22 protein-coding genes are annotated in these 20,840 nt (G+C 51.3%); 8 read left to right on the top strand and 14 right to left on the bottom strand.

All coding sequences use genetic code 11. From position 1 onward, the window contains the following. Positions 1 to 3: 3 nt before the first annotated feature. From ribD to pgpA, 5 genes are all read left to right on the top strand, one after another. Positions 4 to 1,107 carry a bifunctional diaminohydroxyphosphoribosylaminopyrimidine deaminase/5-amino-6-(5-phosphoribosylamino)uracil reductase RibD gene (gene ribD, locus FQZ95_RS20555; protein ID WP_160530599.1) on the top strand — a complete coding sequence of 368 codons (1,104 nt, stop codon included), beginning with the start codon at positions 4 to 6 and terminating at the stop codon, positions 1,105 to 1,107. Positions 1,108 to 1,195: 88 nt separating this feature from the next. Next, entirely contained in the window at positions 1,196 to 1,666 is a 471-nt protein-coding gene (gene ribH / locus FQZ95_RS20550) for a 6,7-dimethyl-8-ribityllumazine synthase (protein WP_001021161.1), read from the top strand. A 19-nt stretch (positions 1,667 to 1,685) separates the two neighbouring features. Next, positions 1,686 to 2,105, top strand: coding sequence for a transcription antitermination factor NusB (gene nusB / locus FQZ95_RS20545; RefSeq protein WP_000801125.1), 420 nt, complete (start codon positions 1,686 to 1,688; stop codon positions 2,103 to 2,105). Between the two features lie 77 nt (positions 2,106 to 2,182). Then, positions 2,183 to 3,160 (top strand): thiamine-phosphate kinase, encoded by a 978-nt coding sequence (thiL, locus tag FQZ95_RS20540; protein WP_160530598.1) that lies wholly within the window; start codon positions 2,183 to 2,185, stop codon positions 3,158 to 3,160. Next, positions 3,138 to 3,656, top strand: a complete 519-nt coding sequence (gene pgpA / locus FQZ95_RS20535) for a phosphatidylglycerophosphatase A (RefSeq protein ID WP_160530597.1) — start codon at positions 3,138 to 3,140, stop codon at positions 3,654 to 3,656. The genes thiL and pgpA overlap by 23 nt, the downstream gene beginning before the upstream one ends. Before the next feature lie 53 nt (positions 3,657 to 3,709). Here pgpA and yajO read toward each other — a convergent pair whose 3' ends face one another. From yajO to xseB, 4 genes are all read right to left on the bottom strand, one after another. After that, positions 3,710 to 4,684, bottom strand: coding sequence for a 1-deoxyxylulose-5-phosphate synthase YajO (gene yajO, locus FQZ95_RS20530; RefSeq protein WP_160530596.1), 975 nt, complete (start codon positions 4,682 to 4,684; stop codon positions 3,710 to 3,712). 179 nt (positions 4,685 to 4,863) lie between these two features. Next, positions 4,864 to 6,726 (bottom strand): 1-deoxy-D-xylulose-5-phosphate synthase, encoded by a 1,863-nt coding sequence (dxs, locus tag FQZ95_RS20525; RefSeq protein WP_115738914.1) that lies wholly within the window; start codon positions 6,724 to 6,726, stop codon positions 4,864 to 4,866. A 24-nt stretch (positions 6,727 to 6,750) separates the two neighbouring features. Continuing rightward, positions 6,751 to 7,650 (bottom strand): (2E,6E)-farnesyl diphosphate synthase, encoded by a 900-nt coding sequence (gene ispA / locus FQZ95_RS20520; protein ID WP_000347229.1) that lies wholly within the window; start codon positions 7,648 to 7,650, stop codon positions 6,751 to 6,753. Further along, entirely contained in the window at positions 7,650 to 7,892 is a 243-nt protein-coding gene (gene xseB, locus FQZ95_RS20515) for an exodeoxyribonuclease VII small subunit (protein WP_001124935.1), read from the bottom strand. The genes ispA and xseB overlap by 1 nt, the downstream gene beginning before the upstream one ends. 205 nt (positions 7,893 to 8,097) lie before the next feature. Here xseB and thiI point away from each other — a divergent pair, with 205 nt between their 5' ends. After that, positions 8,098 to 9,546: a tRNA uracil 4-sulfurtransferase ThiI gene (thiI, locus tag FQZ95_RS20510; protein WP_160530595.1), complete on the top strand. Its 1,449-nt coding sequence runs from the start codon at positions 8,098 to 8,100 to the stop codon at positions 9,544 to 9,546. A 53-nt stretch (positions 9,547 to 9,599) separates the two neighbouring features. On the opposite strand, the gene yajL is transcribed toward thiI, so the two are convergent. Beyond that, positions 9,600 to 10,190: a protein deglycase YajL gene (yajL, locus tag FQZ95_RS20505; protein WP_160530594.1), complete on the bottom strand. Its 591-nt coding sequence runs from the start codon at positions 10,188 to 10,190 to the stop codon at positions 9,600 to 9,602. Further along, complete coding sequence (panE, locus tag FQZ95_RS20500; protein ID WP_000705835.1) at positions 10,153 to 11,064, bottom strand: 2-dehydropantoate 2-reductase; 912 nt, start codon at positions 11,062 to 11,064, stop codon at positions 10,153 to 10,155. Before panE ends, yajL begins: the two co-directional genes overlap by 38 nt. Positions 11,065 to 11,231: 167 nt before the next feature. Between panE and yajQ the strand changes: the two genes are divergently transcribed. Beyond that, positions 11,232 to 11,723 carry a nucleotide binding protein YajQ gene (gene yajQ / locus FQZ95_RS20495; RefSeq protein WP_001138904.1) on the top strand — a complete coding sequence of 164 codons (492 nt, stop codon included), beginning with the start codon at positions 11,232 to 11,234 and terminating at the stop codon, positions 11,721 to 11,723. Between the two features lie 127 nt (positions 11,724 to 11,850). On the opposite strand, the gene FQZ95_RS20490 is transcribed toward yajQ, so the two are convergent. Continuing rightward, positions 11,851 to 13,215 (bottom strand): MFS transporter, encoded by a 1,365-nt coding sequence (locus FQZ95_RS20490; protein ID WP_160530593.1) that lies wholly within the window; start codon positions 13,213 to 13,215, stop codon positions 11,851 to 11,853. Positions 13,216 to 13,631: 416 nt separating this feature from the next. Here FQZ95_RS20490 and FQZ95_RS20485 point away from each other — a divergent pair, with 416 nt between their 5' ends. Continuing rightward, positions 13,632 to 14,567 carry a tetratricopeptide repeat protein gene (locus FQZ95_RS20485; protein WP_160530592.1) on the top strand — a complete coding sequence of 312 codons (936 nt, stop codon included), beginning with the start codon at positions 13,632 to 13,634 and terminating at the stop codon, positions 14,565 to 14,567. Positions 14,568 to 14,622: 55 nt separating this feature from the next. On the opposite strand, the gene FQZ95_RS20480 is transcribed toward FQZ95_RS20485, so the two are convergent. The 7 genes from FQZ95_RS20480 to cyoA form a co-directional block, all read right to left on the bottom strand. Beyond that, entirely contained in the window at positions 14,623 to 15,165 is a 543-nt protein-coding gene (locus FQZ95_RS20480; RefSeq protein WP_000227787.1) for a GNAT family N-acetyltransferase, read from the bottom strand. Next, positions 15,149 to 15,460 (bottom strand): type II toxin-antitoxin system TacA family antitoxin, encoded by a 312-nt coding sequence (locus FQZ95_RS20475; protein WP_001353405.1) that lies wholly within the window; start codon positions 15,458 to 15,460, stop codon positions 15,149 to 15,151. Before FQZ95_RS20475 ends, FQZ95_RS20480 begins: the two co-directional genes overlap by 17 nt. 184 nt (positions 15,461 to 15,644) lie before the next feature. Further along, positions 15,645 to 16,535 carry a heme o synthase gene (gene cyoE / locus FQZ95_RS20470; RefSeq protein ID WP_000971336.1) on the bottom strand — a complete coding sequence of 297 codons (891 nt, stop codon included), beginning with the start codon at positions 16,533 to 16,535 and terminating at the stop codon, positions 15,645 to 15,647. An 11-nt stretch (positions 16,536 to 16,546) separates the two neighbouring features. Next, positions 16,547 to 16,876, bottom strand: coding sequence for a cytochrome o ubiquinol oxidase subunit IV (locus FQZ95_RS20465; protein ID WP_025649657.1), 330 nt, complete (start codon positions 16,874 to 16,876; stop codon positions 16,547 to 16,549). Then, entirely contained in the window at positions 16,876 to 17,490 is a 615-nt protein-coding gene (locus tag FQZ95_RS20460) for a cytochrome o ubiquinol oxidase subunit III (RefSeq protein ID WP_000179819.1), read from the bottom strand. The genes FQZ95_RS20465 and FQZ95_RS20460 overlap by 1 nt, the downstream gene beginning before the upstream one ends. Continuing rightward, positions 17,480 to 19,471, bottom strand: coding sequence for a cytochrome o ubiquinol oxidase subunit I (gene cyoB / locus FQZ95_RS20455; protein ID WP_000467180.1), 1,992 nt, complete (start codon positions 19,469 to 19,471; stop codon positions 17,480 to 17,482). Before cyoB ends, FQZ95_RS20460 begins: the two co-directional genes overlap by 11 nt. Positions 19,472 to 19,492: 21 nt before the next feature. Further along, the gene (gene cyoA / locus FQZ95_RS20450; protein ID WP_001239441.1) at positions 19,493 to 20,440 is read right to left on the bottom strand and encodes a cytochrome o ubiquinol oxidase subunit II; all 948 of its coding nucleotides are present in this window, start codon (positions 20,438 to 20,440) and stop codon (positions 19,493 to 19,495) included. Positions 20,441 to 20,840: the final 400 nt, after the last annotated feature.

Below are 20,840 nucleotides of genomic sequence, written 5' to 3'. Positions count from 1 at the left end.
GCCGTGCAGGACGAGTATTACATGGCGCGGGCGCTTAAGCTGGCGCAACGAGGACGTTTTACCACTCATCCCAACCCGAATGTCGGGTGCGTCATTGTAAAAGATGGCGAAATCGTCGGTGAAGGTTACCATCAGCGAGCGGGTGAACCGCATGCCGAGGTACATGCGTTGCGCATGGCTGGCGAAAAAGCCAAAGGTGCCACGGCGTATGTCACACTCGAACCTTGTAGTCATCATGGTCGTACGCCGCCGTGTTGCGATGCGTTGATTGCTGCGGGTGTTACGCGCGTGGTTGCCGCGATGCAGGATCCTAACCCGCAGGTCGCTGGGCGTGGACTTTATCGTTTGCAACAGGCTGGCATTGACGTCAGCCACGGCCTGATGATGAGTGAAGCCGAGCAATTGAATAAAGGCTTTCTCAAGCGCATGCGCACCGGCTTTCCTTATATCCAGTTAAAACTTGGCGCGTCGCTAGATGGCCGCACAGCGATGGCGAGCGGTGAGAGCCAGTGGATCACGTCTCCTCAGGCGCGACGCGATGTACAACGTCTGCGTGCGCAAAGTCATGCCATTTTAACCAGCAGCGCAACAGTCATGGCGGACGATCCAGCCTTAACGGTGCGTTGGTCTGAACTGGACGAACAAACTCAGGCGCTCTATCCGCAACAAAATCTCCGCCAGCCAGTACGTATTGTGATTGATAGCCAAAATCGCGTGACGCCGGAACATCGCATTGTGCAGCAGCCCGGCGAAACCTGGTTCGCGCGTACGCAGGAAGATTCTCGTGAGTGGCCGGAAACGGTACGTACCTTGCTGATTCCTGAGCATAAAGGTCATCTGGATCTGGTTGTACTGATGATGCAACTGGGTAAAAAGCAGATTAACAGCATCTGGGTGGAAGCGGGGCCAACGCTCGCTGGCGCATTGCTACAGGCGGGTTTAGTCGATGAGCTGATTGTCTATATCGCACCTAAACTATTAGGCAACGACGCCCGTGGATTATGCACGCTGCCAGGACTTGAGAAATTAGCCGACGTCCCCCAATTTAAATTCAAAGAGATACGTCATGTAGGCCCGGATGTTTGCCTGCATTTAGTGGGTGCATGATCTCCCGGCTCGAAAGGGAAGCAGCGCACGAAATATTATGCTAAAATCCGCCCCCCTGCGGGGCCATACTCGAACCCGAAGGAAGAAAATGAACATTATTGAAGCTAACGTTGCTACCCCGGACGCTCGCGTCGCCATCACCATTGCGCGTTTCAACAACTTTATCAATGACAGCCTGCTGGAAGGTGCAATTGACGCACTGAAACGTATCGGTCAGGTAAAAGATGAAAACATTACCGTTGTTTGGGTGCCTGGTGCCTATGAGCTGCCGCTGGCGGCGGGTGCACTGGCTAAAACCGGTAAATATGACGCGGTGATTGCGCTGGGTACGGTTATTCGTGGTGGCACTGCCCACTTTGAATATGTCGCTGGTGGTGCAAGCAACGGCCTGGCGCATGTTGCCCAGGACAGCGAAATTCCGGTTGCTTTTGGGGTTCTGACCACTGAAAGCATTGAACAAGCGATCGAACGTGCTGGCACCAAAGCTGGCAACAAAGGTGCAGAAGCTGCACTGACCGCGCTTGAAATGATTAATGTATTGAAAGCCATCAAGGCCTGAAATTAGTAAGGGGAAATCCGTGAAACCTGCTGCTCGTCGCCGCGCTCGTGAGTGTGCCGTCCAGGCGCTCTACTCCTGGCAGTTGTCCCAGAACGACATCGCTGATGTTGAATACCAGTTCCTGGCTGAACAGGATGTAAAAGACGTTGACGTCCTGTACTTCCGTGAGCTGCTGGCCGGGGTGGCGACTAACACCGCATACCTCGACGGACTGATGAAGCCGTACCTGTCCCGCCTGCTGGAAGAACTGGGCCAGGTAGAAAAAGCAGTACTGCGCATTGCGCTGTACGAGCTGTCTAAACGTAGCGATGTGCCATACAAAGTGGCCATTAACGAAGCGATCGAACTGGCGAAATCGTTCGGCGCAGAAGACAGCCATAAGTTCGTCAACGGCGTACTCGATAAAGCAGCACCTGTGATTCGCCCTAACAAAAAGTGATATCCAGGCCGGTAGATTCACGGAAGACCGTTCCGCGATCGCCGGCCTTTTCTTTTTTACCTGCTGAGGCATAACGTATGGCATGTGGCGAGTTCTCCCTGATTGCCCGTTATTTTGACCGTGTAAGAAGTTCTCGTCTTGATGTCGAACTGGGCATTGGCGACGATTGCGCACTTCTCAATATCCCCGAGAAACAGACCCTGGCGATCAGCACTGATACGCTGGTGGCGGGCAACCATTTCCTCCCTGATATCGATCCTGCGGATCTGGCATATAAAGCTCTGGCAGTGAATTTAAGCGATCTGGCCGCGATGGGCGCCGATCCGGCCTGGCTGACGCTGGCATTAACCTTACCGGACGTCGACGAAGCGTGGCTTGAGTCCTTCAGCGACAGTTTGTTTGATCTACTTAATTATTACGATATGCAACTCATTGGCGGCGATACCACGCGTGGGCCATTATCAATGACGTTGGGTATCCACGGTTTTGTCCCGATGGGGCGAGCCTTAACGCGTTCTGGTGCGAAACCGGGTGACTGGATCTATGTGACCGGGACACCGGGCGATAGCGCCGCCGGGCTGGCGATTTTGCAAAATCGTTTGCAGGTTGCCGATGTTAAAGATGCGGACTACTTGATCAAACGTCATCTCCGTCCGTTGCCGCGTATTTTACAGGGGCAGGCGCTGCGCGATCTGGCAAATTCAGCCATCGATCTCTCTGACGGTCTGATTTCCGATCTCGGGCATATCGTGAAAGCCAGCGACTGCGGCGCACGAATTGACCTGGCATTGCTGCCGTTTTCTGATGCGCTTTCTCGCCATGTTGAGCCGGAACAGGCACTGCGCTGGGCGCTCTCTGGCGGTGAAGATTACGAGTTATGTTTCACTGTGCCAGAGCTTAACCGTGGCGCGCTGGATGTGGCTCTCGGACACCTGGGCGTACCGTTTACCTGTATCGGGCAGATGACCGCCGATATCGAAGGGCTTTGTTTTATTCGTGACGGCGAACCTGTCACGTTAGACTGGAAAGGATATGACCATTTTGCCACGCCATAATGATGTCGCGAAAAGTCGCCTGAAGATGAGTAATCCGTGGCATCTGCTTGCTGTCGGATTCGGAAGTGGATTAAGCCCAATTGTTCCAGGCACGATGGGGTCGCTGGCGGCGATTCCGTTCTGGTATCTGATGACCTTTTTGCCCTGGCAGCTCTATTCGCTGGTAGTCATGCTGGGGATCTGTATCGGCGTCTATCTTTGTCATCAAACGGCGAAAGACATGGGCGTGCACGATCACGGCAGCATTGTCTGGGACGAATTTATTGGTATGTGGATCACGCTCATGGCGCTGCCGACCAATGACTGGCAGTGGGTTGCCGCCGGGTTTGTGATTTTCCGTATTCTGGATATGTGGAAACCGTGGCCGATCCGCTGGTTTGACCGCAATGTACATGGCGGCATGGGGATCATGATAGATGATATTGTCGCCGGGGTGATCTCCGCTGGCATCCTGTACTTTATCGGTCATCATTGGCCGCTGGGTATTCTGTCGTAGCTGTGCACCGATGCCTGATGTGACGCTTGTCACGTCTCATCAGGCCTGGATTCCTATTTAAAACCTACCACCGGATGCGGCTTATACGGCGTTTCCAGTTCGGCAATCTGTTCTGGCTTTAAAGTGATATCTACCGCGTTCAGCAGCTCATCAAGCTGTTCCTCCCGCGAAGTACCAATAATCGGTGCGGCAATGCCCGGTTTACTCAACAACCAGGCCAACGCAACTTGTGCTCGCGTTACCCCCAGTTCTTCACTGACGCCAGTTAACCGTTCTGCTATCTGCGCGTCATTTTCGTCGCTTTCATTGTAGAGATTTTTTCCTACTTCATCGGAAACCAGTCGTGCGGTGGTTTCTCCCCAGGGACGCGTCAGACGTCCCCGCGCCAGCGGACTCCACGGAATCACCGCTACGCCTTCCTGATAACACAGCGGCAGCATTTCACGCTCTTCTTCGCGATAAATCAGATTGTAGTGATCCTGCATACTGACAAACTGCGCCCAGCCGTGCTGTTTTTGCAGTTCCAGCGCCTGAGCAAACTGCGAGGCGTGCATGGATGACGCGCCGATATAACGCGCTTTCCCGGCTTTTACCACGTCGTTCAGGGCTTCCAGCGTCTCTTCGATCGGCGTGTTGTAATCCCAGCGATGAATTTGCAGGATATCGACATAATCCATGCCGAGACGTCGCAAGCTGTCGTCAATAGAGCGCAAAATTTGCGCACGGGATAATCCTTCCGGCAAATCACCAACGCGATGGAACACTTTAGTTGCAACGACCACGTCTTCACGACGAGCAAAGTCCCGCAGTGCACGACCGACGATCTCTTCGCTGCTGCCGTCAGAATAACTATTGGCGGTATCAAAGAAATTTATGCCGCCTTCCAGCGCGCGTTTAATGATGGGACGGCTGCTCTCTTCGGGCAGTGTCCATGCGTGATTACCGCGATCCGGCTCACCAAAGGTCATACAGCCGAGGCAAAGTCGGGAAATGCGAAGGTCGGTTTTTCCTAAGGGGTTGTATTGCATGCTGCCACTCCTGCCATACTCGTCATACTTCAAGTTGCATGTGCTGCGGCTGCATTCGTTCACCCCAGTCACTTACTTATGTAAGCTCCTGGGGCTTCACTCGTTTGCCGCCTTCCTGCAACTCGAATTATTTAGAGTCTATGAATAATTTCTTAAGCATAGCAGGAGTGGAGTAGGGATTATGCCAGCCAGGCTTTGATTTTGGCTTCCATACCGGCGGCATCGAGGCCGAGTTCAGCGCGCATTTCTTCCTGCGTTCCTTGTGGAATAAAGAAGTCCGGCAGGCCAATATTCAGCACGGGTACTGGTTTACGATGGGCCATCAGCACTTCGTTCACGCCGCTGCCTGCGCCGCCCATAATGGCGTTTTCTTCAATGGTGATCAGCGCCTCGTGGCTGGCGGCCATTTCCAGAATTAACGCTTCATCAAGCGGCTTCACAAAACGCATATCGACCAGCGTAGCGTTCAGCGATTCTGCGACTTTCGCTGCTTCCGGCATCAGCGTACCAAAGTTGAGGATCGCCAGTTTCTCGCCACGACGCTTCACAATGCCTTTGCCAATTGGCAGTTTTTCCAGTGGCGTCAGTTCAACGCCAACGGCGTTGCCGCGCGGATAGCGCACCGCTGACGGGCCATCGTTATAGTGATAGCCGGTATAGAGCATCTGGCGACATTCGTTTTCATCGCTCGGGGTCATAATGACCATTTCCGGAATGCAGCGCAGGTAAGAGAGATCAAACGCGCCCTGATGGGTTTGACCGTCAGCACCGACAATACCCGCACGGTCAATGGCGAACAGAACCGGGAGCTTTTGAATCGCCACGTCATGCAGCACCTGATCATAGGCGCGTTGCAGGAAAGTGGAGTAGATCGCGACAATGGGTTTGTAGCCACCAATCGCCAGACCCGCAGCAAAGGTCACTGCGTGTTGCTCGGCGATTGCCACGTCGAAGTAGCGATCCGGGAATTTACGTGAAAACTCGACCATGCCGGAGCCTTCACGCATCGCCGGGGTAATCGCCATCAGCTTGTTGTCTTTTGCTGCGGTTTCGCACAACCAGTCGCCAAAGATTTTTGAATAGCTCGGCAGGCCGCCGCTGCTTTTCGGCAGGCAACCGCTGGAGGGGTCAAATTTAGGCACGGCGTGGAAGGTGATTGGATCTTTTTCTGCCGGTTCGTAACCACGACCTTTTTTGGTCATGATATGCAGGAACTGCGGGCCTTTCAGGTCGCGCATGTTCTTAAGCGTGGTGATAAGCCCCAGCACATCGTGACCGTCAACCGGGCCGATGTAGTTAAAGCCCAGCTCTTCAAACAGCGTGCCTGGTACTACCATGCCTTTAATATGTTCTTCGGTACGTTTGAGCAGCTCTTTAATGGGCGGAACGCCGGAGAATACTTTTTTCCCGCCCTCGCGCAGTGAAGAGTAAAGCTTGCCGGAAAGCAGCTGCGCCAGATGGTTGTTGAGCGCGCCAACATTTTCGGAAATCGACATTTCGTTGTCGTTGAGAATAACCAGCATGTCCGGGCGGATGTCGCCCGCGTGATTCATCGCTTCAAACGCCATGCCAGCAGTAATCGCGCCATCGCCTATAACACAGACGGTGCGGCGATTTTTGCCTTCTTTCTCGGCAGCAACCGCAATACCAATTCCGGCACTGATAGAGGTTGATGAATGCCCGACGCTTAACACGTCATATTCACTTTCGCCGCGCCACGGGAACGGGTGCAGGCCGCCTTTTTGACGGATGGTGCCTATTTTGTCACGGCGTCCGGTCAAAATTTTATGCGGATAAGCCTGATGCCCCACATCCCAAATCAATTGGTCAAACGGGGTGTTATAGACGTAGTGCAGCGCTACGGTCAGCTCGACCGTGCCCAGCCCGGAGGCGAAGTGCCCGCTGGAACGGCTCACGCTGTCGAGTAAATAGCGGCGCAGTTCGTCGCAGAGTTTCGGTAAACTCTCTTTTGGCAACAGTCGTAACTCCTGGGTGGAGTCGACCAGTGCCAGGGTCGGGTATTTGGCAATATCAAAACTCATCAGGGGCCTATTAATACTTATTGTTTATTTATTACGCTGGATGATGTAGTCCGCTAGCGCTTCCAGTGCCGAGGTATCGAGTGACTGTTCAGCCAGTTGTTTTAGCGACTGGCGGGCATCGTCGATCAGATCCTGGGCTTTCTTCCGGGCTTGCTCAAGACCCAGAAGTGCAGGGTAGGTACTTTTACCAAGTTGCTGGTCGGCACCCTGGCGTTTACCCAACGTTGCAGTATCTCCCACCACATCCAGGATGTCATCCTGAACCTGGAAGGCAAGGCCGATGCTCTCTGCGTATTTGTCGAGAATTGGCAGAGCACGACGTCCTTTATCTCCGGCGCTTAATGCACCAAGACGAACGGCGGCGCGAATTAATGCGCCGGTTTTATGGCGATGAATACGCTCGAGTGCGTCCAGAGGTACGTGTTTGCCTTCCGCATCTAAATCTAATGCCTGACCACCGCACATTCCGCCAATACCGCTGGCGCTCGCCAGTTCAGAAATCATCGAAATTCTGTCGCGATCCGACACTTCCGGCATATCGGCATCACTTAAAATCGAGAACGCCAGCGTTTGTAAAGCGTCGCCCGCGAGAATCGCGTTTGCTTCGCCAAACTTCACATGGCAGGTCGGCAAACCGCGACGCAGATCGTCATCATCCATTGCCGGTAAATCATCATGAATTAATGAATACGCGTGGATACACTCCACGGCGGCAGCGGGTGCGTCCAGCGTGTTTGTGCTAACGCCGAACATATGGCCGGTGGCATAAACCAGGAACGGTCGCAGGCGCTTACCACCTAATAATGCGCCATACTGCATGGTTTCGACCACGGGAGTGTTCTGAAAGGGCAGTGGGGCAATAAAACGGCTCAGCGCCTGGTTGGCCTGCTTAACGCAGGCTTCGAGTTGCTGCGGAAAGTCCATTACTCATTGTCCGGTGTAAAAGGAGTTAAAGAGGCGTCTTCATTGTCAGACAGCAGAATTTGTACGCGCTGTTCGGCTTGTTGTAATTTGGCCTGCCCCTGACGTGCCAGCTGCACGCCACGTTCGAACTCGTTCAGCGCCTCTTCCAGCGGCAGGTCGCCACTTTCCAGACGGGTTACAATCTGTTCCAGCTCGCTCAGCGCCTTTTCAAAGCTGGCGGGCGCCTCATTTTTCTTCGGCATAATGAATGTCTGACTCTCAATATTTTTCGCCCCGTCATGGTAACGGACTCAGGGCAAATAGCAAATAACGCGCAATGGTAAGGTGATGTGCGCAGCAAAGCGATGTTAGTGGTATACTTCCGCGCCTGGATGCAGCCGCAGGTGTGGGCTGCTGTATTTTTCCCTATACAAGTCGCTTAAGACTTGCCAACGAACCATTGCCGCCATGAAGTTTATCATTAAATTGTTCCCGGAAATCACCATCAAAAGCCAATCTGTGCGCTTGCGCTTTATAAAAATCCTTACCGGGAACATTCGTAACGTTTTAAAGCACTATGATGAGACGCTCGCTGTCGTCCGCCACTGGGATCACATCGAAGTTCGCGCAAAAGATGAAAACCAGCGTCTGGCTATTCGCGACGCCCTGACCCGTATTCCGGGTATCCACCATATTCTCGAAGTCGAAGACGTGCCGTTTACCGACATGCACGATATTTTCGAGAAAGCGTTGGTTCAGTATCGCGATCAGCTGGAAGGTAAAACCTTCTGCGTACGCGTGAAGCGCCGTGGTAAACATGAGTTTAGCTCGATTGATGTGGAACGTTACGTCGGCGGCGGTTTAAATCAGCATATTGAATCCGCGCGCGTGAAGCTGACCAATCCGGATGTGACTGTCCATCTGGAAGTTGAAGACGATCGTCTCCTGCTGATTAAAGGTCGTTACGAAGGTATTGGCGGATTCCCAATCGGCACCCAGGAAGATGTGCTGTCGCTTATTTCCGGTGGTTTCGACTCCGGAGTTTCCAGCTATATGTTGATGCGTCGCGGCTGCCGCGTGCATTACTGCTTCTTTAATCTCGGCGGCGCGGCGCATGAAATTGGTGTTCGTCAGGTGGCGCATTATCTGTGGAACCGTTTTGGTAGCTCCCACCGCGTGCGTTTTGTCGCCATTAACTTTGAGCCGGTCGTCGGTGAAATTCTCGAGAAAATCGACGACGGTCAGATGGGCGTAATCCTCAAACGTATGATGGTGCGTGCCGCGTCTAAAGTGGCTGAACGTTACGGCGTACAGGCGCTCGTCACCGGCGAAGCGCTGGGACAGGTGTCCAGCCAGACGCTAACCAACCTGCGCCTGATTGATAACGTCTCCGATACGCTGATCCTGCGTCCGCTGATCTCTTACGACAAAGAGCACATCATCAACCTGGCTCGCCAGATTGGCACCGAAGATTTTGCCCGCACCATGCCGGAATACTGCGGTGTTATCTCCAAAAGCCCGACCGTGAAAGCGGTTAAGTCGAAGATTGAAGCGGAAGAAGAGAAGTTCGACTTCAGCATTCTCGATAAAGTGGTTGAGGAAGCGAATAACGTTGATATCCGCGAAATCGCTCAGCAGACCGAGCAGGAAGTGGTGGAAGTGGAAACCGTCAACGGCTTCGGCCCGAACGACGTGATCCTCGATATCCGTTCTGTTGATGAACAAGAAGATAAGCCGCTGAAAGTTGAAGGTATCGACGTGGTTTCTCTGCCGTTCTATAAACTGAGCACCAAATTTGGCGATCTCGACCAGAACAAAACCTGGCTGTTGTGGTGTGAGCGCGGGGTGATGAGCCGCCTGCAGGCGCTCTATCTACGCGAGCAGGGCTTTAACAATGTGAAGGTGTATCGTCCGTAATTTGTGGTTTTTACGTCGCATCTGGTCAGATGCGACGTTTACTGCATCCGACACTACTCGTAATAATTATAAATCCCTGCCGCCATCACCAGTTGTGATGCCACCTCATGGGCTTTTTCACGCCCAACCAACAGGTCGATAATTTTCAGACCAAAATCAATAGCCGTACCTGGCCCCTGACTGGTCAGCAATTTTACCCGAGCATCCCAGATGACGCGCTTGTCCTGCCATTGTTCAGCGGGAATTTTGTCTTTCAACGTCGGGAAGCCGGTCATATTGCCAATCGGGAAGATATCATGAGGCACCAGCACGGTGGCTGGTGCGGCGCAAATAGCCGCGACGATACGCCCGGAACGGTGGAACTGTTTCACGGTTTCAACCAGCAGGGTGCTATCACGAAAACACTCCGCGCCTTTAATGCCACCAGGCAGCACGATCACGTCATATTCGCCATCAGCTACTTCGACCAGCGGCGCATCCGCCAGCAGCTTCACGCCGCGTGAGCAGGTAATTGCCAGGTTACCATCGCTGGCGACGCTGGCAGTGGTGACGTTGATACCGCCGCGAACCAGCAGATCGATAGTGGTGACGGCTTCAGTCTCTTCACTACCAGGGGCGAGGCAAACCAGTGCCGATGCGCTCATATTCACTCTCCTTTCTTTTTACCATTTCAAACAGGCGGGTGTTTTCCGGTACGGCAATCCCATGCGCGCGAGCGCGGCGTAAGAGAAAACCAGTGATATAGTCGATTTCGGTGTGGCGCAGCGCGCGGATATCCTGCAACATCGACGAAATGTTTTCCGCTGTTGCATCAATCACCTGCATAACATAATCACGCAAATCTTCCGCTGAAGTATGATGCCCTTCGCGTTCGATCACTGCCGCGACTTCTTCGCATATCTGCATAATGTCTTGCGGATGATGTCGTAATTCACCATTCGGGCAATTCCAGATAGCGGTCAGTGGATTAATCACACAGTTGACCGCCAGCTTACGCCACAGCTCGGCGCGGATATTGTTATGCCATGCGACATCAGGTAACACGGTTTGCAAAATATCCGCCAGATAACTGTAATCGCCATCCTGTTGCCGTGCCGGGCCAATATGCGTGATACCGTTTGCCACATGAATAATGACATTGCCGTCGCGGCGGGCGGCATGAGTGGTGGTGCCCATCAGTAATGGCTGCTGAATGTTTTGCAACTCTTCGATGGTGCCCATGCCGTTGTGAATTAACAGTATTGGCGTGGTTACAGGCAGTGTAGACGCGAGGCTTTTGACTGCATCGGAAACCTGCCATGCTTTCAGCGTCACCAGGAGCAGATCGCTGGTGGCGAGAAAATCGGGATCGTTGGCGGTCAGAGACTCATTAAATATCGAACCGTCGGTCTCAACCAGATTCACGCTACAATAAGGTTGCGGTACGCGCAGCCAGCCCTGAACGTCGTGACCCTGTTTGCAAAGTGCTGTAAGCCATAATTGCCCTAAGGCACCGCATCCCAATACGGTAATTTTCATTGTTCCTCCTCACCCGCAACCACTCCGGGTGTTCAATAAGGCTATCCCTTAATTGTGCATGCTGTTGCGACTATGCACAATTAAGGGATACGTCCTGGTGCAGGACTGTCGGTTATTTAACTTTGCAGGTATTATGCTTCGCATCAAAAATGAAGGGAGAGGAAAAGATGCCATCTTTCGATATTGTCTCTGAAGTTGATCTTCAGGAAGCACGAAACGCGGTCGATAACGCGAGCCGCGAAGTGGAGTCCCGTTTTGACTTCCGTAACGTTGAAGCCTCATTTGAGCTGAACGACGCCAGCAAAACCATCAAAGTGTTGAGCGAGTCCGACTTCCAGGTCAATCAGTTGCTGGATATTCTGCGTGCCAAGCTGCTGAAGCGCGGCATTGAAGGCAGTTCGCTGGATGTACCGGAAAATATCGTTCATAGCGGTAAAACCTGGTTTGTGGAAGCAAAACTGAAACAGGGCATTGAAAGCGCGACCCAGAAGAAAATCGTCAAGATGATCAAAGACAGCAAACTGAAAGTGCAGGCGCAAATTCAGGGCGATGAGATCCGTGTGACGGGCAAATCTCGTGATGATTTGCAGGCTGTCATGGCGATGGTACGTGGTGGCGATCTGGGTCAGCCGTTCCAGTTCAAAAACTTCCGCGATTAATCGCGACAACCTGCGCTTTGTTCATGTCAGATGCGGCATGAACGCCTGATTCGGCCTACAAAGATTTGTCACTCAGGAACTTTGTAGGCCTGAAAAGCGTAGCGCAACAGGCAATTCGCCTCGTTTTTTATGCCTGACGAATTGCCTGTTCAACCTCAAAGCGATTCGTCACTTTGCTGTCGATTTTCACATAAGCTGAATGTTCTTCTTCTGCAATCAACACTTCTTTGACACCCGCAGTTTCCAGCAAACGCACTTTTAACGTCTCGTTTGCGGCAATGTCCGATGGGATTTCAATGCGCAAACTGCTGACATACGGCGGTTCTTTCATGGTACTGGCGACTGCCAGCCACACTGCGGCCAGCATTGCGCCAGCGAGAAATACGCCCTGACCGTCAAACATGCCGTCAATCCAGCCACCCAGCGAACCGCCAATGGCCACGCCAAGAAACTGGCTGGTGGAGTAAACGCCCATCGCCGTACCTTTGTAACCGGCTGGCGACTCTTTACTGATAAGCGAGGGGAGGAGGGCTTCCATCAAATTAAACGCCACAAAGAAAAGCTGCACGCCGACCACCAGTTGCCAGAACTGCGTTTGTGCGTTCCACAACACAATTTCCGCAACCACGATCAGCCCGACGCAGAAAACAAAGACTTGCTTCATTTTGCGCTTAACTTCCGCGTAGATAATGAAAGGCACAACCGAGCCAAAGGCGATTAACATCGTCGCCAGATAGACCTTCCAGTGTTCAGCCGCCGGGAACCCCGCATCAGCCAACTGTCCGGGCAGGGCAACAAACGTCGACATCAGCAGCATGTGCAGACACATAATGCCGAAGTTGAGTTTCAGCAGTCGCGGTTCTGCCAGCACTTTGCTGAAACTGCCTTTCACCATTCCGGACTCACGATTAAGTACGTGCGTGCTGCTGTTGGGCACAACCCAAATGGTCAACGCAATACCGGTCGTTGCCAGAATAGCGATCATCCAGAACAGCGTGTGCAGTCCAAGTTTGTGAGTGATGATAGGGCCAAGTACCATCGCAATGGCGAAGGTAATGCCAAAACTCACGCCGATAAACGCCATCGCTTTGGTGCGGTTTTGTTCGCGCGTGAGATCAGAAAGTAGCGCCATAACGGCAGCGGCAATCGCTCCAGAACCTTGTAACGCCCGGCCCAGAATAATTCCCCAGATAGAGTCGGAAAGCGCAGCGATAACGCTACCGGCGGCAAACACCGCCAGCCCGCCGACAATTAATGGTTTGCGACCAATACGGTCTGAGAGCAGGCCAAACGGAATCTGAAAAACGGCCTGAGTCAGGCCATAAATACCAATGGCAATACCGATTAATGCTTCACTGGCACCTTGCAGTGCCATACCGTACGTAGTTAGAACCGGCAGTACCATAAACATGCCCAGCATGCGCAATGAAAATACGGTCCCTAAACCCCAGGTCGCGCGCCGCTCACCTGGCGTCATTTTATAATCGTTCATTACCACCTCTTAAAAAATTGCCCACATAGTGTAGTGCGGAGCGCATGTTGGGTAAACAGAGTGTTAATGAGTAAATATTACATAAGAGCGTGATTTTTACGTCAGGCATGCGCTTCTCTCGTATTCTTGCCATTAATACTTTGTGCGTTAAATATAACAAATGAAAAGCTCGCCTGATTTTATCCTGCCACGAATGATATTATTTTCGGATTTGTTGATGAGCGTGTGATTTTTTATTAAAGGATGGTGTTATTTTATCGCAATAAATAGAGGTGTTGGAGGTGCTGGTTATTCTGCTTCAGCTTAAATGTTTACTTATTACCTGAGGTTGTTATGGCTGTGTATTTATTCATGAAGTGGATGTTTGGTGGTTAGGTATATTGAAAAATATAGTGATGGATGCATAAAAGTTATTTATGTTAAATAAAAAGAGTTTATTGGCTATTTTATTAATTGCCTCACAAGGTTCACTGGCAAGCGAGAAAGCGCATGAATTGTATGACAGCATATACAGTGAAAAGCCTGCCCCCGATGTGATAAGGACACTGCATAAAATGGCTGAGTCGGGGGATGTCGACGCGCAAAGCCTGTTAGGCTGGGAATATTATCAGCCCCGCTACGATACCAAACCCAACGTTCAGGAAGCCATTAAATGGTTCGAGTTAGCCGCTAAACAAGGTGATGAAGAAGCTCCGTTAGCGCTGGGGAATATCTACTACGAAGGTGAACAGGTGCGAGTGGATTACGCCAAAGCGTATACGTTATTTAATCAGGCTACGCAACGCGGTGTGAATTTAGCATGGTCCAGGTTGGGCATGATGTACGCCAATGGTCAGTATGTCGAGGTGGATTGTAGTAAAGCGAAAGAATATCTTGATAAGGGTGTTCACATTTATGCTGGTCCGGAAGACTTTATGGCCGCCTGTCGAAAAGATATGATTGACAGAAAAACGGTTGACGATACGTTACCTGTGATCACGATTACCCGTTCTGGAATGCGGGATAATTTTTTAGATAAAGGTTTTTCCTGCATGGATAGCCTCTTTGCCAAAACCAATAAATTAGGCGAAGTGGCCAATCTTCGTGTTACGTACAACATCAAGAGTCAGTCAGGTAAGGAAACTATTCAAACGGTCGGCTTTGCACCTTTCGGCTTAAACCGACTGGATATTAACTTTACAGATTACCGGCTTGATTCATTTACCAGTAATTCGTTGCTTATTCTTTATAAACCGGAATTTGAACGAAAATCTTGTGCAGCAATAAGGACCACAATCGTTGCCGCAACGGCAACCATTAAAGGCAAGGATGTGGACCTGATGAAAGCGGGGGCAATTGAACAAAAGTGGTAACGCTGCTCAGTCCCCGGCTGAGGCAAAACTTGCCATGGCCGGAGGCGATAATAATCTAAGCCGCGAGAATATGCTGAATCGCTAAAAACATCGGTACAGCACCGAAAACATTGGGCCTCGCTGAAAGCTGAACAAAGCCGAGACGAGTATAAAAGTTAATGGCGGCAGGGTCAGCATCAAGATAAACCCCTTTAATTGGTAATGCCCGGTGAATTATTTTTACATGTTCAAAAAAATCACATAGTAGGTCCTGACCAAAGCCCCGCTTTTGATATTTCCGCGCTACCCCTAACATGACTAATCTGACAACACCAATCTCTGAAGGTTGTGAACCCTGAAGGACGCCAGAAACGCGTTGTTTTTCCAGCGAATATGCCGTAAAAGTACAGATGCCAATCAGTTCACCACTTTGTCTGTCAATAAGTGCTTTAGCAGCACAGTCGCTATTACGCACACTTTTCTTTAGCGATGCGCGTACAAATTTATCGATAACAGGGTTACCGCAATCAAACTGTTTTTGCCCAGGATAAGTAATATCAGACTGATAATTACAGGAGAGGACTATGGGCAGAGTAATCTCTTCATGCTTGTCGACCATCGCTGTTTTTCCTTTTCATTAACGCCTTGAGGGCGAGCGTCGGTTGAGCAGGTTCAGCGATGAGTTGGTTCATCAGTTCCCAGCTTTGATTCGAAAGCTCACGGCGACGTTGGTTATCAAGCACACTTTCGGCGCGTTCCATAGCTGCGCTCAAAATAAAAGCGCTTAAATCTACCCCAACGGCTTGCGCAGCTTCACGAAGTTTGTTTTTGGCGTCGGGACTGGTTTTGAGTTCAACCCGCGCATTTTTCAGCGTTTTATCGATATCGGGTAGAGCGACTGTTTTTCCAGGCATTATGACCTCTTTGATTAACTGAATGAAATCGTAGGGAGTCGATCTCATGCATAATACGGCTATCAACCGTATGATTAATTTATGTGCATATACTCACTCTGTCAAGAGATACGGCTATTAGCCGTATCTCTGTTCTCAGACAATAAAAAAGGTGCCGTAGCACCTTTTTTATAGAGAGGTTGTGTTACCACACAGCAGCCAGCAGCGTATGCGAGTCCGGCACCATAAAATCAACGGACATCATTACCGAGAGGGCAGTGATGGCGATGATCGAGAAGCCGAACAGCTTGCGTGCCCAGATTCGATCATCAGCAACTTTATAACCACGCAGCGCCATACCTAACCACCAGACGCTAACCGCCGCGGCGACCACCAGATATTTATACCCAGCGTAACCGCCAAGAGAGAGCATCAGCGTGGCAACAGCAAAGGCGATGATATACAGCGTGATGTGGTTTTTCGCTACCGAAATGCCTTTCACCACCGGCAGTACCGGAATGTTTGCCGCCTGATAATCCTTAAAGCGGAAAATGGCGATGGCATAAGAATGAGGCATCTGCCAAAGGCTGAAGATAGCCAGCAGGATCGCTGCGCCGCTATCGAACTCGCCTGTCACTGCACAGTAGCCAATCACCGGCGGCGCTGCGCCGGAGAGAGAACCAATCAATGTGCCGTAGACCGAGTGGCGTTTCATGTACAGGCTGTAAACGCCGACATAAACCACAAAGCCCATCACCCCCAGCCAGCAGGCCAGCGGATTCGCGCCAAACCACAGCAGCATAAAGCCAGCAATACCCAGCAAGGTGGCGTACACCAGCGAGACAGCAGGAGAGATCAGGCCCTTAACCAGCACCCGATTCTTCGTCCTTTCCATCTTTCTGTCGATATCCCTGTCGATGTAGTTGTTAAACACACAACCCGACGCCACAACCAGTGACACCCCAACCAGCGTGTAGATAAACAGGGGATAATCAATGCTGCCCTTTGAGGCCAGCAGGAATCCCCCAATCACCGAGATCAGGTTGCCAAAGATGATGCCTGGTTTCGTTACTTGCAGGTATTGCTTAAACATCATAACCGCCGCTCTTAGTGCATCATCATGTTGTAGTTGAGGTTCCACATAATCCAGATGGAGCCGACAACCAGGATAGCGATGATTAGCACGGTGAAGACAAACGCCGTCATGTTCCAGCCTTCATCTGATTTGGTATTCATGTGCAGGAAGCACACCAGATGCACCAGAACCTGTACCACTGCCATTGCCAGGATTGTTCCCAGAATTACGGCCGGAGAGGCAGCCCCTGTCATCACCATCCAGAACGGAATCACCGTCAGAATGATCGACAGGATAAAACCTGTCATGTAGGTTTTTACGCTGCCATGGGACGCGCCGCTGTGATCGGTAGAATGATTCATTACATCGCCCCCATCAGATAAACAACAGTGAACACACAGATCCAAACCACATCCAGGAAGTGCCAGAACAGGCTCAGGCACATGATGCGGGTACGGTTAGTGCTGGTCAGGCCGCGACGGGCGATTTGCACCATCAGCACCGCCATCCAGATAAGACCGGAAGTGACGTGCAGACCGTGCGTGCCGACCAGCGCAAAGAACGCTGACAGGAAGCCGCTGCGATCCGGACCCATGCCGTTAACAATCAGGTGATGGAATTCATAGATTTCCATCCCGATAAATCCGGCACCAAACAACCAGGTCAACGCCAGCCAGGAGATAACCTGGCTTTTGTTGTTTTTGTACATGGCGATAGCCGCCATGCCGTAGGTGATGGAGCTGAACAACAGCAAGAAAGTTTCAACCAGAACAAACGGCAGTTCGAAAATGTCCTTACCTGTCGGGCCGCCTGCGGTGCCGTTCACCAGAACGGCATAGGTAGCAAACAAGATAGAGAACAGAATGCAGTCGCTCATCAGGTAGATCCAAAATCCGAAGATTTTGGTTCCGCCTGCATCGTGGTGCCCGTGTTCGTGCGCGTGGGCAGTCGCGTGCGTCAAAGTATCAGTTGCCATTTTTCAGCCCTGCCTTAGTAATCTCATCGAAATGCTGGTTTTCCAGTTTTTCGATTTCTGCCACCGGCACGTAGTAATCCACGTCCTCGTCGAAGCTTTTCACGATCCAGGTGATGATCATGCCTGCGAAGCCAACAATCGCCAGCCACCAGATATGCCAAATCATGGCGAAACCGAAGATGGTGGAGAAAGCCGCAATGACGATACCGGCACCGCTGTTTTTCGGCATATGAATTTCTTCATAGTGGTCTGGCTTTTTGTACGCTTCGCCTTTCTCTTTCATTTCCCAGAATGCATCACGCTCGTGAACGTGCGGCACAACGGCAAAGTTATAGAACGGAGGCGGGGAAGAGGTTGCCCACTCCAGCGTACGGCCACCCCACGGGTCGCCGGTCAGGTCACGGTTCTGGTCGCGGTCGCGAATAGAAACGTACATCTGAATAACGAGGCAGAGAATACCCAGCGCAATCAGTACTGCACCGCTGGCGGCAATCATCAGCATGGTGTGGAACTGCGGGTCAATCTGCTGGCTCAAGCGACGGGTCATACCCATGAAGCCCAGCGCATACAGCGGCATAAAGGCAACGAAGAAGCCGATGATCCAGAACCAGAACGCGCGTTTACCCCAGGTTTCGTTCAGTTTGAAACCGAACGCTTTAGGCCACCAGTAGGTCATCCCTGCGAAGCAGCCGAACACCACGCCGCCGATGATCACGTTATGGAAGTGTGCTATCAGGAACAGGCTGTTATGCAGAACGAAGTCCGCGCCCGGCACTGCCAGCAGTACACCAGTCATACCGCCTACCGAGAAGGTGACGATAAAACCGATGGTCCACAGCATCGCAGAATGGAACACGATGCGGCCCTGATACATGGTGAACAGCCAGTTGAAGATCTTCACCCCGGTCGGGATGGCGATAATCATCGTGGTGATACCAAAGAAGGCGTTTACGTTCGCGCCCGCACCCATCGTAAAGAAGTGGTGCAGCCAGACGATGAACGACAGCACGGTGATACAGACGGTTGCCCATACCAGCGAGGTATAACCAAACAGACGTTTACGCGAGAAGGTTGCCGCAATTTCGGAGAACACACCGAAAACAGGCAGGATCAGGATGTAAACTTCCGGGTGGCCCCAGGCCCAAATCAGGTTGATGTACATCATCATGTTGCCACCCATATCGTTGGTAAAGAAATGGGTGCCCAGATAGCGATCCAGGGTCAACAACGCGACGGTAACCGTCAGAATTGGGAAGGAAGCAATAATCAGTACGTTCGCGCACAGAGATGCCCAGGTAAATACTGGCATCTTGAACATGGTCATGCCCGGTGCGCGCATCTTCAGAATGGTAACGAAGAAGTTGATACCGGTAAGCGTCGTACCTATACCGGATAGCTGGAGACTCCATATCCAGTAATCGACACCGACTCCCGGACTGTACTCTATTCCCGATAGCGGTGGATAGGCCAGCCAGCCAGTCTGCGCAAATTCGCCCACGCCGAGAGAAACGTTTACCAGAATCACACCAACAACGGTAAACCAGAAGCTTAAGTTGTTGAGGAACGGGAACGCAACATCACGCGCGCCGATCTGCAGCGGAACCACCAGGTTCATCAGACCGATAACGAAAGGCATCGCCACGAAGAAGATCATAATCACGCCGTGCGCGGTGAAGATCTGATCGTAGTGGTGAGGTGGCAGGAAGCCCGCTTCGCCCGCAGAGGCAAGGGCCTGCTGGCTACGCATCATAATGGCGTCAGCAAAACCACGCAGCAACATCACAATCGCCACGATGATATACATGATACCGAGGCGTTTATGGTCAACGGAGGTCAGCCACTCTTTCCACAGGTAGGTCCACTTACCGAAGTAAGTGATCAGGCCAACGAGCGCCAGACCTCCCAAAATAATGCCAGCGATCGTAACCATGACGATAGGTTCATGGAACGGGACTGCATCAAGTGATAATTTTCCGAACATCTTTATTCTTCCTCAACCCCTTTAATGGGCGGATTCCGCGTGGCTCATGTCCATGCCTTCCATACCTTCGTGTGCGCTGTGCTCACCTTCTGGCTGGGTCATGTCCATGCTCTTACCGTGAGCCATAAACTTGTTAATCACATCGGCAAACAAGTCTGGTTTCACGTTGGAGAAATATTCCACCTGGTTGTATTCGCTAGGCGCGGCCAGTTTTTCGAACGCTGCCATGTCAGACATGGTGTTCGGCGACTGTTTCGCTTTTGCGACCCACTGGTCGAATTCGGCGCGATCCGGTGTTGCAATAGCTTTGAACTTCATGCCTGAGAAGCCCGGGCCGCTGTAGCTGGCGGAGATACCGTCATAAGTGCCGGGTTCGTTGGCGATCAGATGCAGGCGAGTCTGCATACCGGCCATGGCATAAATCTGGCTACCCAGACGCGGAATGAAGAAGGAGTTCATCACGGAGTTGGAGGTCACTTTGAAGTACACCGGAGTGTTCGCCGGGAAAGCGATTTCATTCACGGTAGCAATGCCCTGTTCCGGGTAGATGAAGAACCATTTCCAGTCCATGGAAACCACTTCGATGGTAATGGGCTTCTCGTCGTGTGCCAGCGGCTTGCTAGGCTCAAGAGCGTGAGTGGTTTTCCAGGTCAGTACCGCAAGGAAGATGATGATTAAGATAGGTACCGTCCAGACCACAGCTTCCACTTTATTGGAGTGTGACCAGTTCGGGCTGTACTTAGCATCTTTATTGCTCGCACGGTACTTCCAGGCGAAACCAACAGCCATCAAGATTGCGGGAATAACGACAATCAACATCAGGCCAAATGCCGTCAGTATCAGTGAACGTTGCTCCAGACCAATCTGTCCTTTGGGATCTAACAGCGCAGAATTACAGCCACTGAGCAATACAGTGCCTGCAAATAATGACAACCATCCCAAACTTTTATTGTATTTCCTGAGTCTCATTTAACGACCTCAATTCCACGGGATCTGGTGGCGTTTAAAGTGTGTGGGCATTTTACGGGAAGGTTACATTACTGTAAACATGATTAAATTCCTGTTACTTGGATTTGGCTATCAGGTCACATATGTTGCAAAACATATCAAGTTGATTTTAAGAAGCTGTTGCAAAAGGGCGTTATAACGAAAGGGGAGTGCAGAAGGAGTTTGGGCGGGCAATTGGTATAACCAATACATAATAAAACAATTATTTAACAAATAATTATCATTAAGGTGACAACTGGGTAGTGAGAAAATAAAGACTCATTAGCTGAATCGTGTAAGAAAAATAGAATTCATAAATGGCGTCAATAATTTCCAGACGCTAAGCCGCACAAAAGAACAAATATTAATAAGCGATGCTGAT

It is taken from the genome of Escherichia sp. HH41S, assembly GCF_009820115.1.
GTDB lineage: Bacteria > Pseudomonadota > Gammaproteobacteria > Enterobacterales > Enterobacteriaceae > Escherichia > Escherichia coli_F.
Note: the sequence above shows the minus strand (reverse complement) of the source record. Positions and strands in the feature narration are given on the sequence as shown.

Coding starts and splice junctions, on each gene's coding strand:
- ribH (WP_001021161.1), top strand. CDS start 1,196: ATGAACATTATTGAAGCTAACGTTGCTACCCCGGACGCTCGCGTCGCC.
- thiL (WP_160530598.1), top strand. CDS start 2,183: ATGGCATGTGGCGAGTTCTCCCTGATTGCCCGTTATTTTGACCGTGTA.
- pgpA (WP_160530597.1), top strand. CDS start 3,138: ATGACCATTTTGCCACGCCATAATGATGTCGCGAAAAGTCGCCTGAAG.
- yajO (WP_160530596.1), bottom strand. CDS start 4,684: ATGCAATACAACCCCTTAGGAAAAACCGACCTTCGCATTTCCCGACTT.
- dxs (WP_115738914.1), bottom strand. CDS start 6,726: ATGAGTTTTGATATTGCCAAATACCCGACCCTGGCACTGGTCGACTCC.
- ispA (WP_000347229.1), bottom strand. CDS start 7,650: ATGGACTTTCCGCAGCAACTCGAAGCCTGCGTTAAGCAGGCCAACCAG.
- xseB (WP_001124935.1), bottom strand. CDS start 7,892: ATGCCGAAGAAAAATGAGGCGCCCGCCAGCTTTGAAAAGGCGCTGAGC.
- thiI (WP_160530595.1), top strand. CDS start 8,098: ATGAAGTTTATCATTAAATTGTTCCCGGAAATCACCATCAAAAGCCAA.
- yajL (WP_160530594.1), bottom strand. CDS start 10,190: ATGAGCGCATCGGCACTGGTTTGCCTCGCCCCTGGTAGTGAAGAGACT.
- panE (WP_000705835.1), bottom strand. CDS start 11,064: ATGAAAATTACCGTATTGGGATGCGGTGCCTTAGGGCAATTATGGCTT.
- yajQ (WP_001138904.1), top strand. CDS start 11,232: ATGCCATCTTTCGATATTGTCTCTGAAGTTGATCTTCAGGAAGCACGA.
- FQZ95_RS20490 (WP_160530593.1), bottom strand. CDS start 13,215: ATGAACGATTATAAAATGACGCCAGGTGAGCGGCGCGCGACCTGGGGT.
- FQZ95_RS20485 (WP_160530592.1), top strand. CDS start 13,632: ATGTTAAATAAAAAGAGTTTATTGGCTATTTTATTAATTGCCTCACAA.
- FQZ95_RS20480 (WP_000227787.1), bottom strand. CDS start 15,165: ATGGTCGACAAGCATGAAGAGATTACTCTGCCCATAGTCCTCTCCTGT.
- FQZ95_RS20475 (WP_001353405.1), bottom strand. CDS start 15,460: ATGCCTGGAAAAACAGTCGCTCTACCCGATATCGATAAAACGCTGAAA.
- cyoE (WP_000971336.1), bottom strand. CDS start 16,535: ATGATGTTTAAGCAATACCTGCAAGTAACGAAACCAGGCATCATCTTT.
- FQZ95_RS20465 (WP_025649657.1), bottom strand. CDS start 16,876: ATGAATCATTCTACCGATCACAGCGGCGCGTCCCATGGCAGCGTAAAA.
- FQZ95_RS20460 (WP_000179819.1), bottom strand. CDS start 17,490: ATGGCAACTGATACTTTGACGCACGCGACTGCCCACGCGCACGAACAC.
- cyoB (WP_000467180.1), bottom strand. CDS start 19,471: ATGTTCGGAAAATTATCACTTGATGCAGTCCCGTTCCATGAACCTATC.
- cyoA (WP_001239441.1), bottom strand. CDS start 20,440: ATGAGACTCAGGAAATACAATAAAAGTTTGGGATGGTTGTCATTATTT.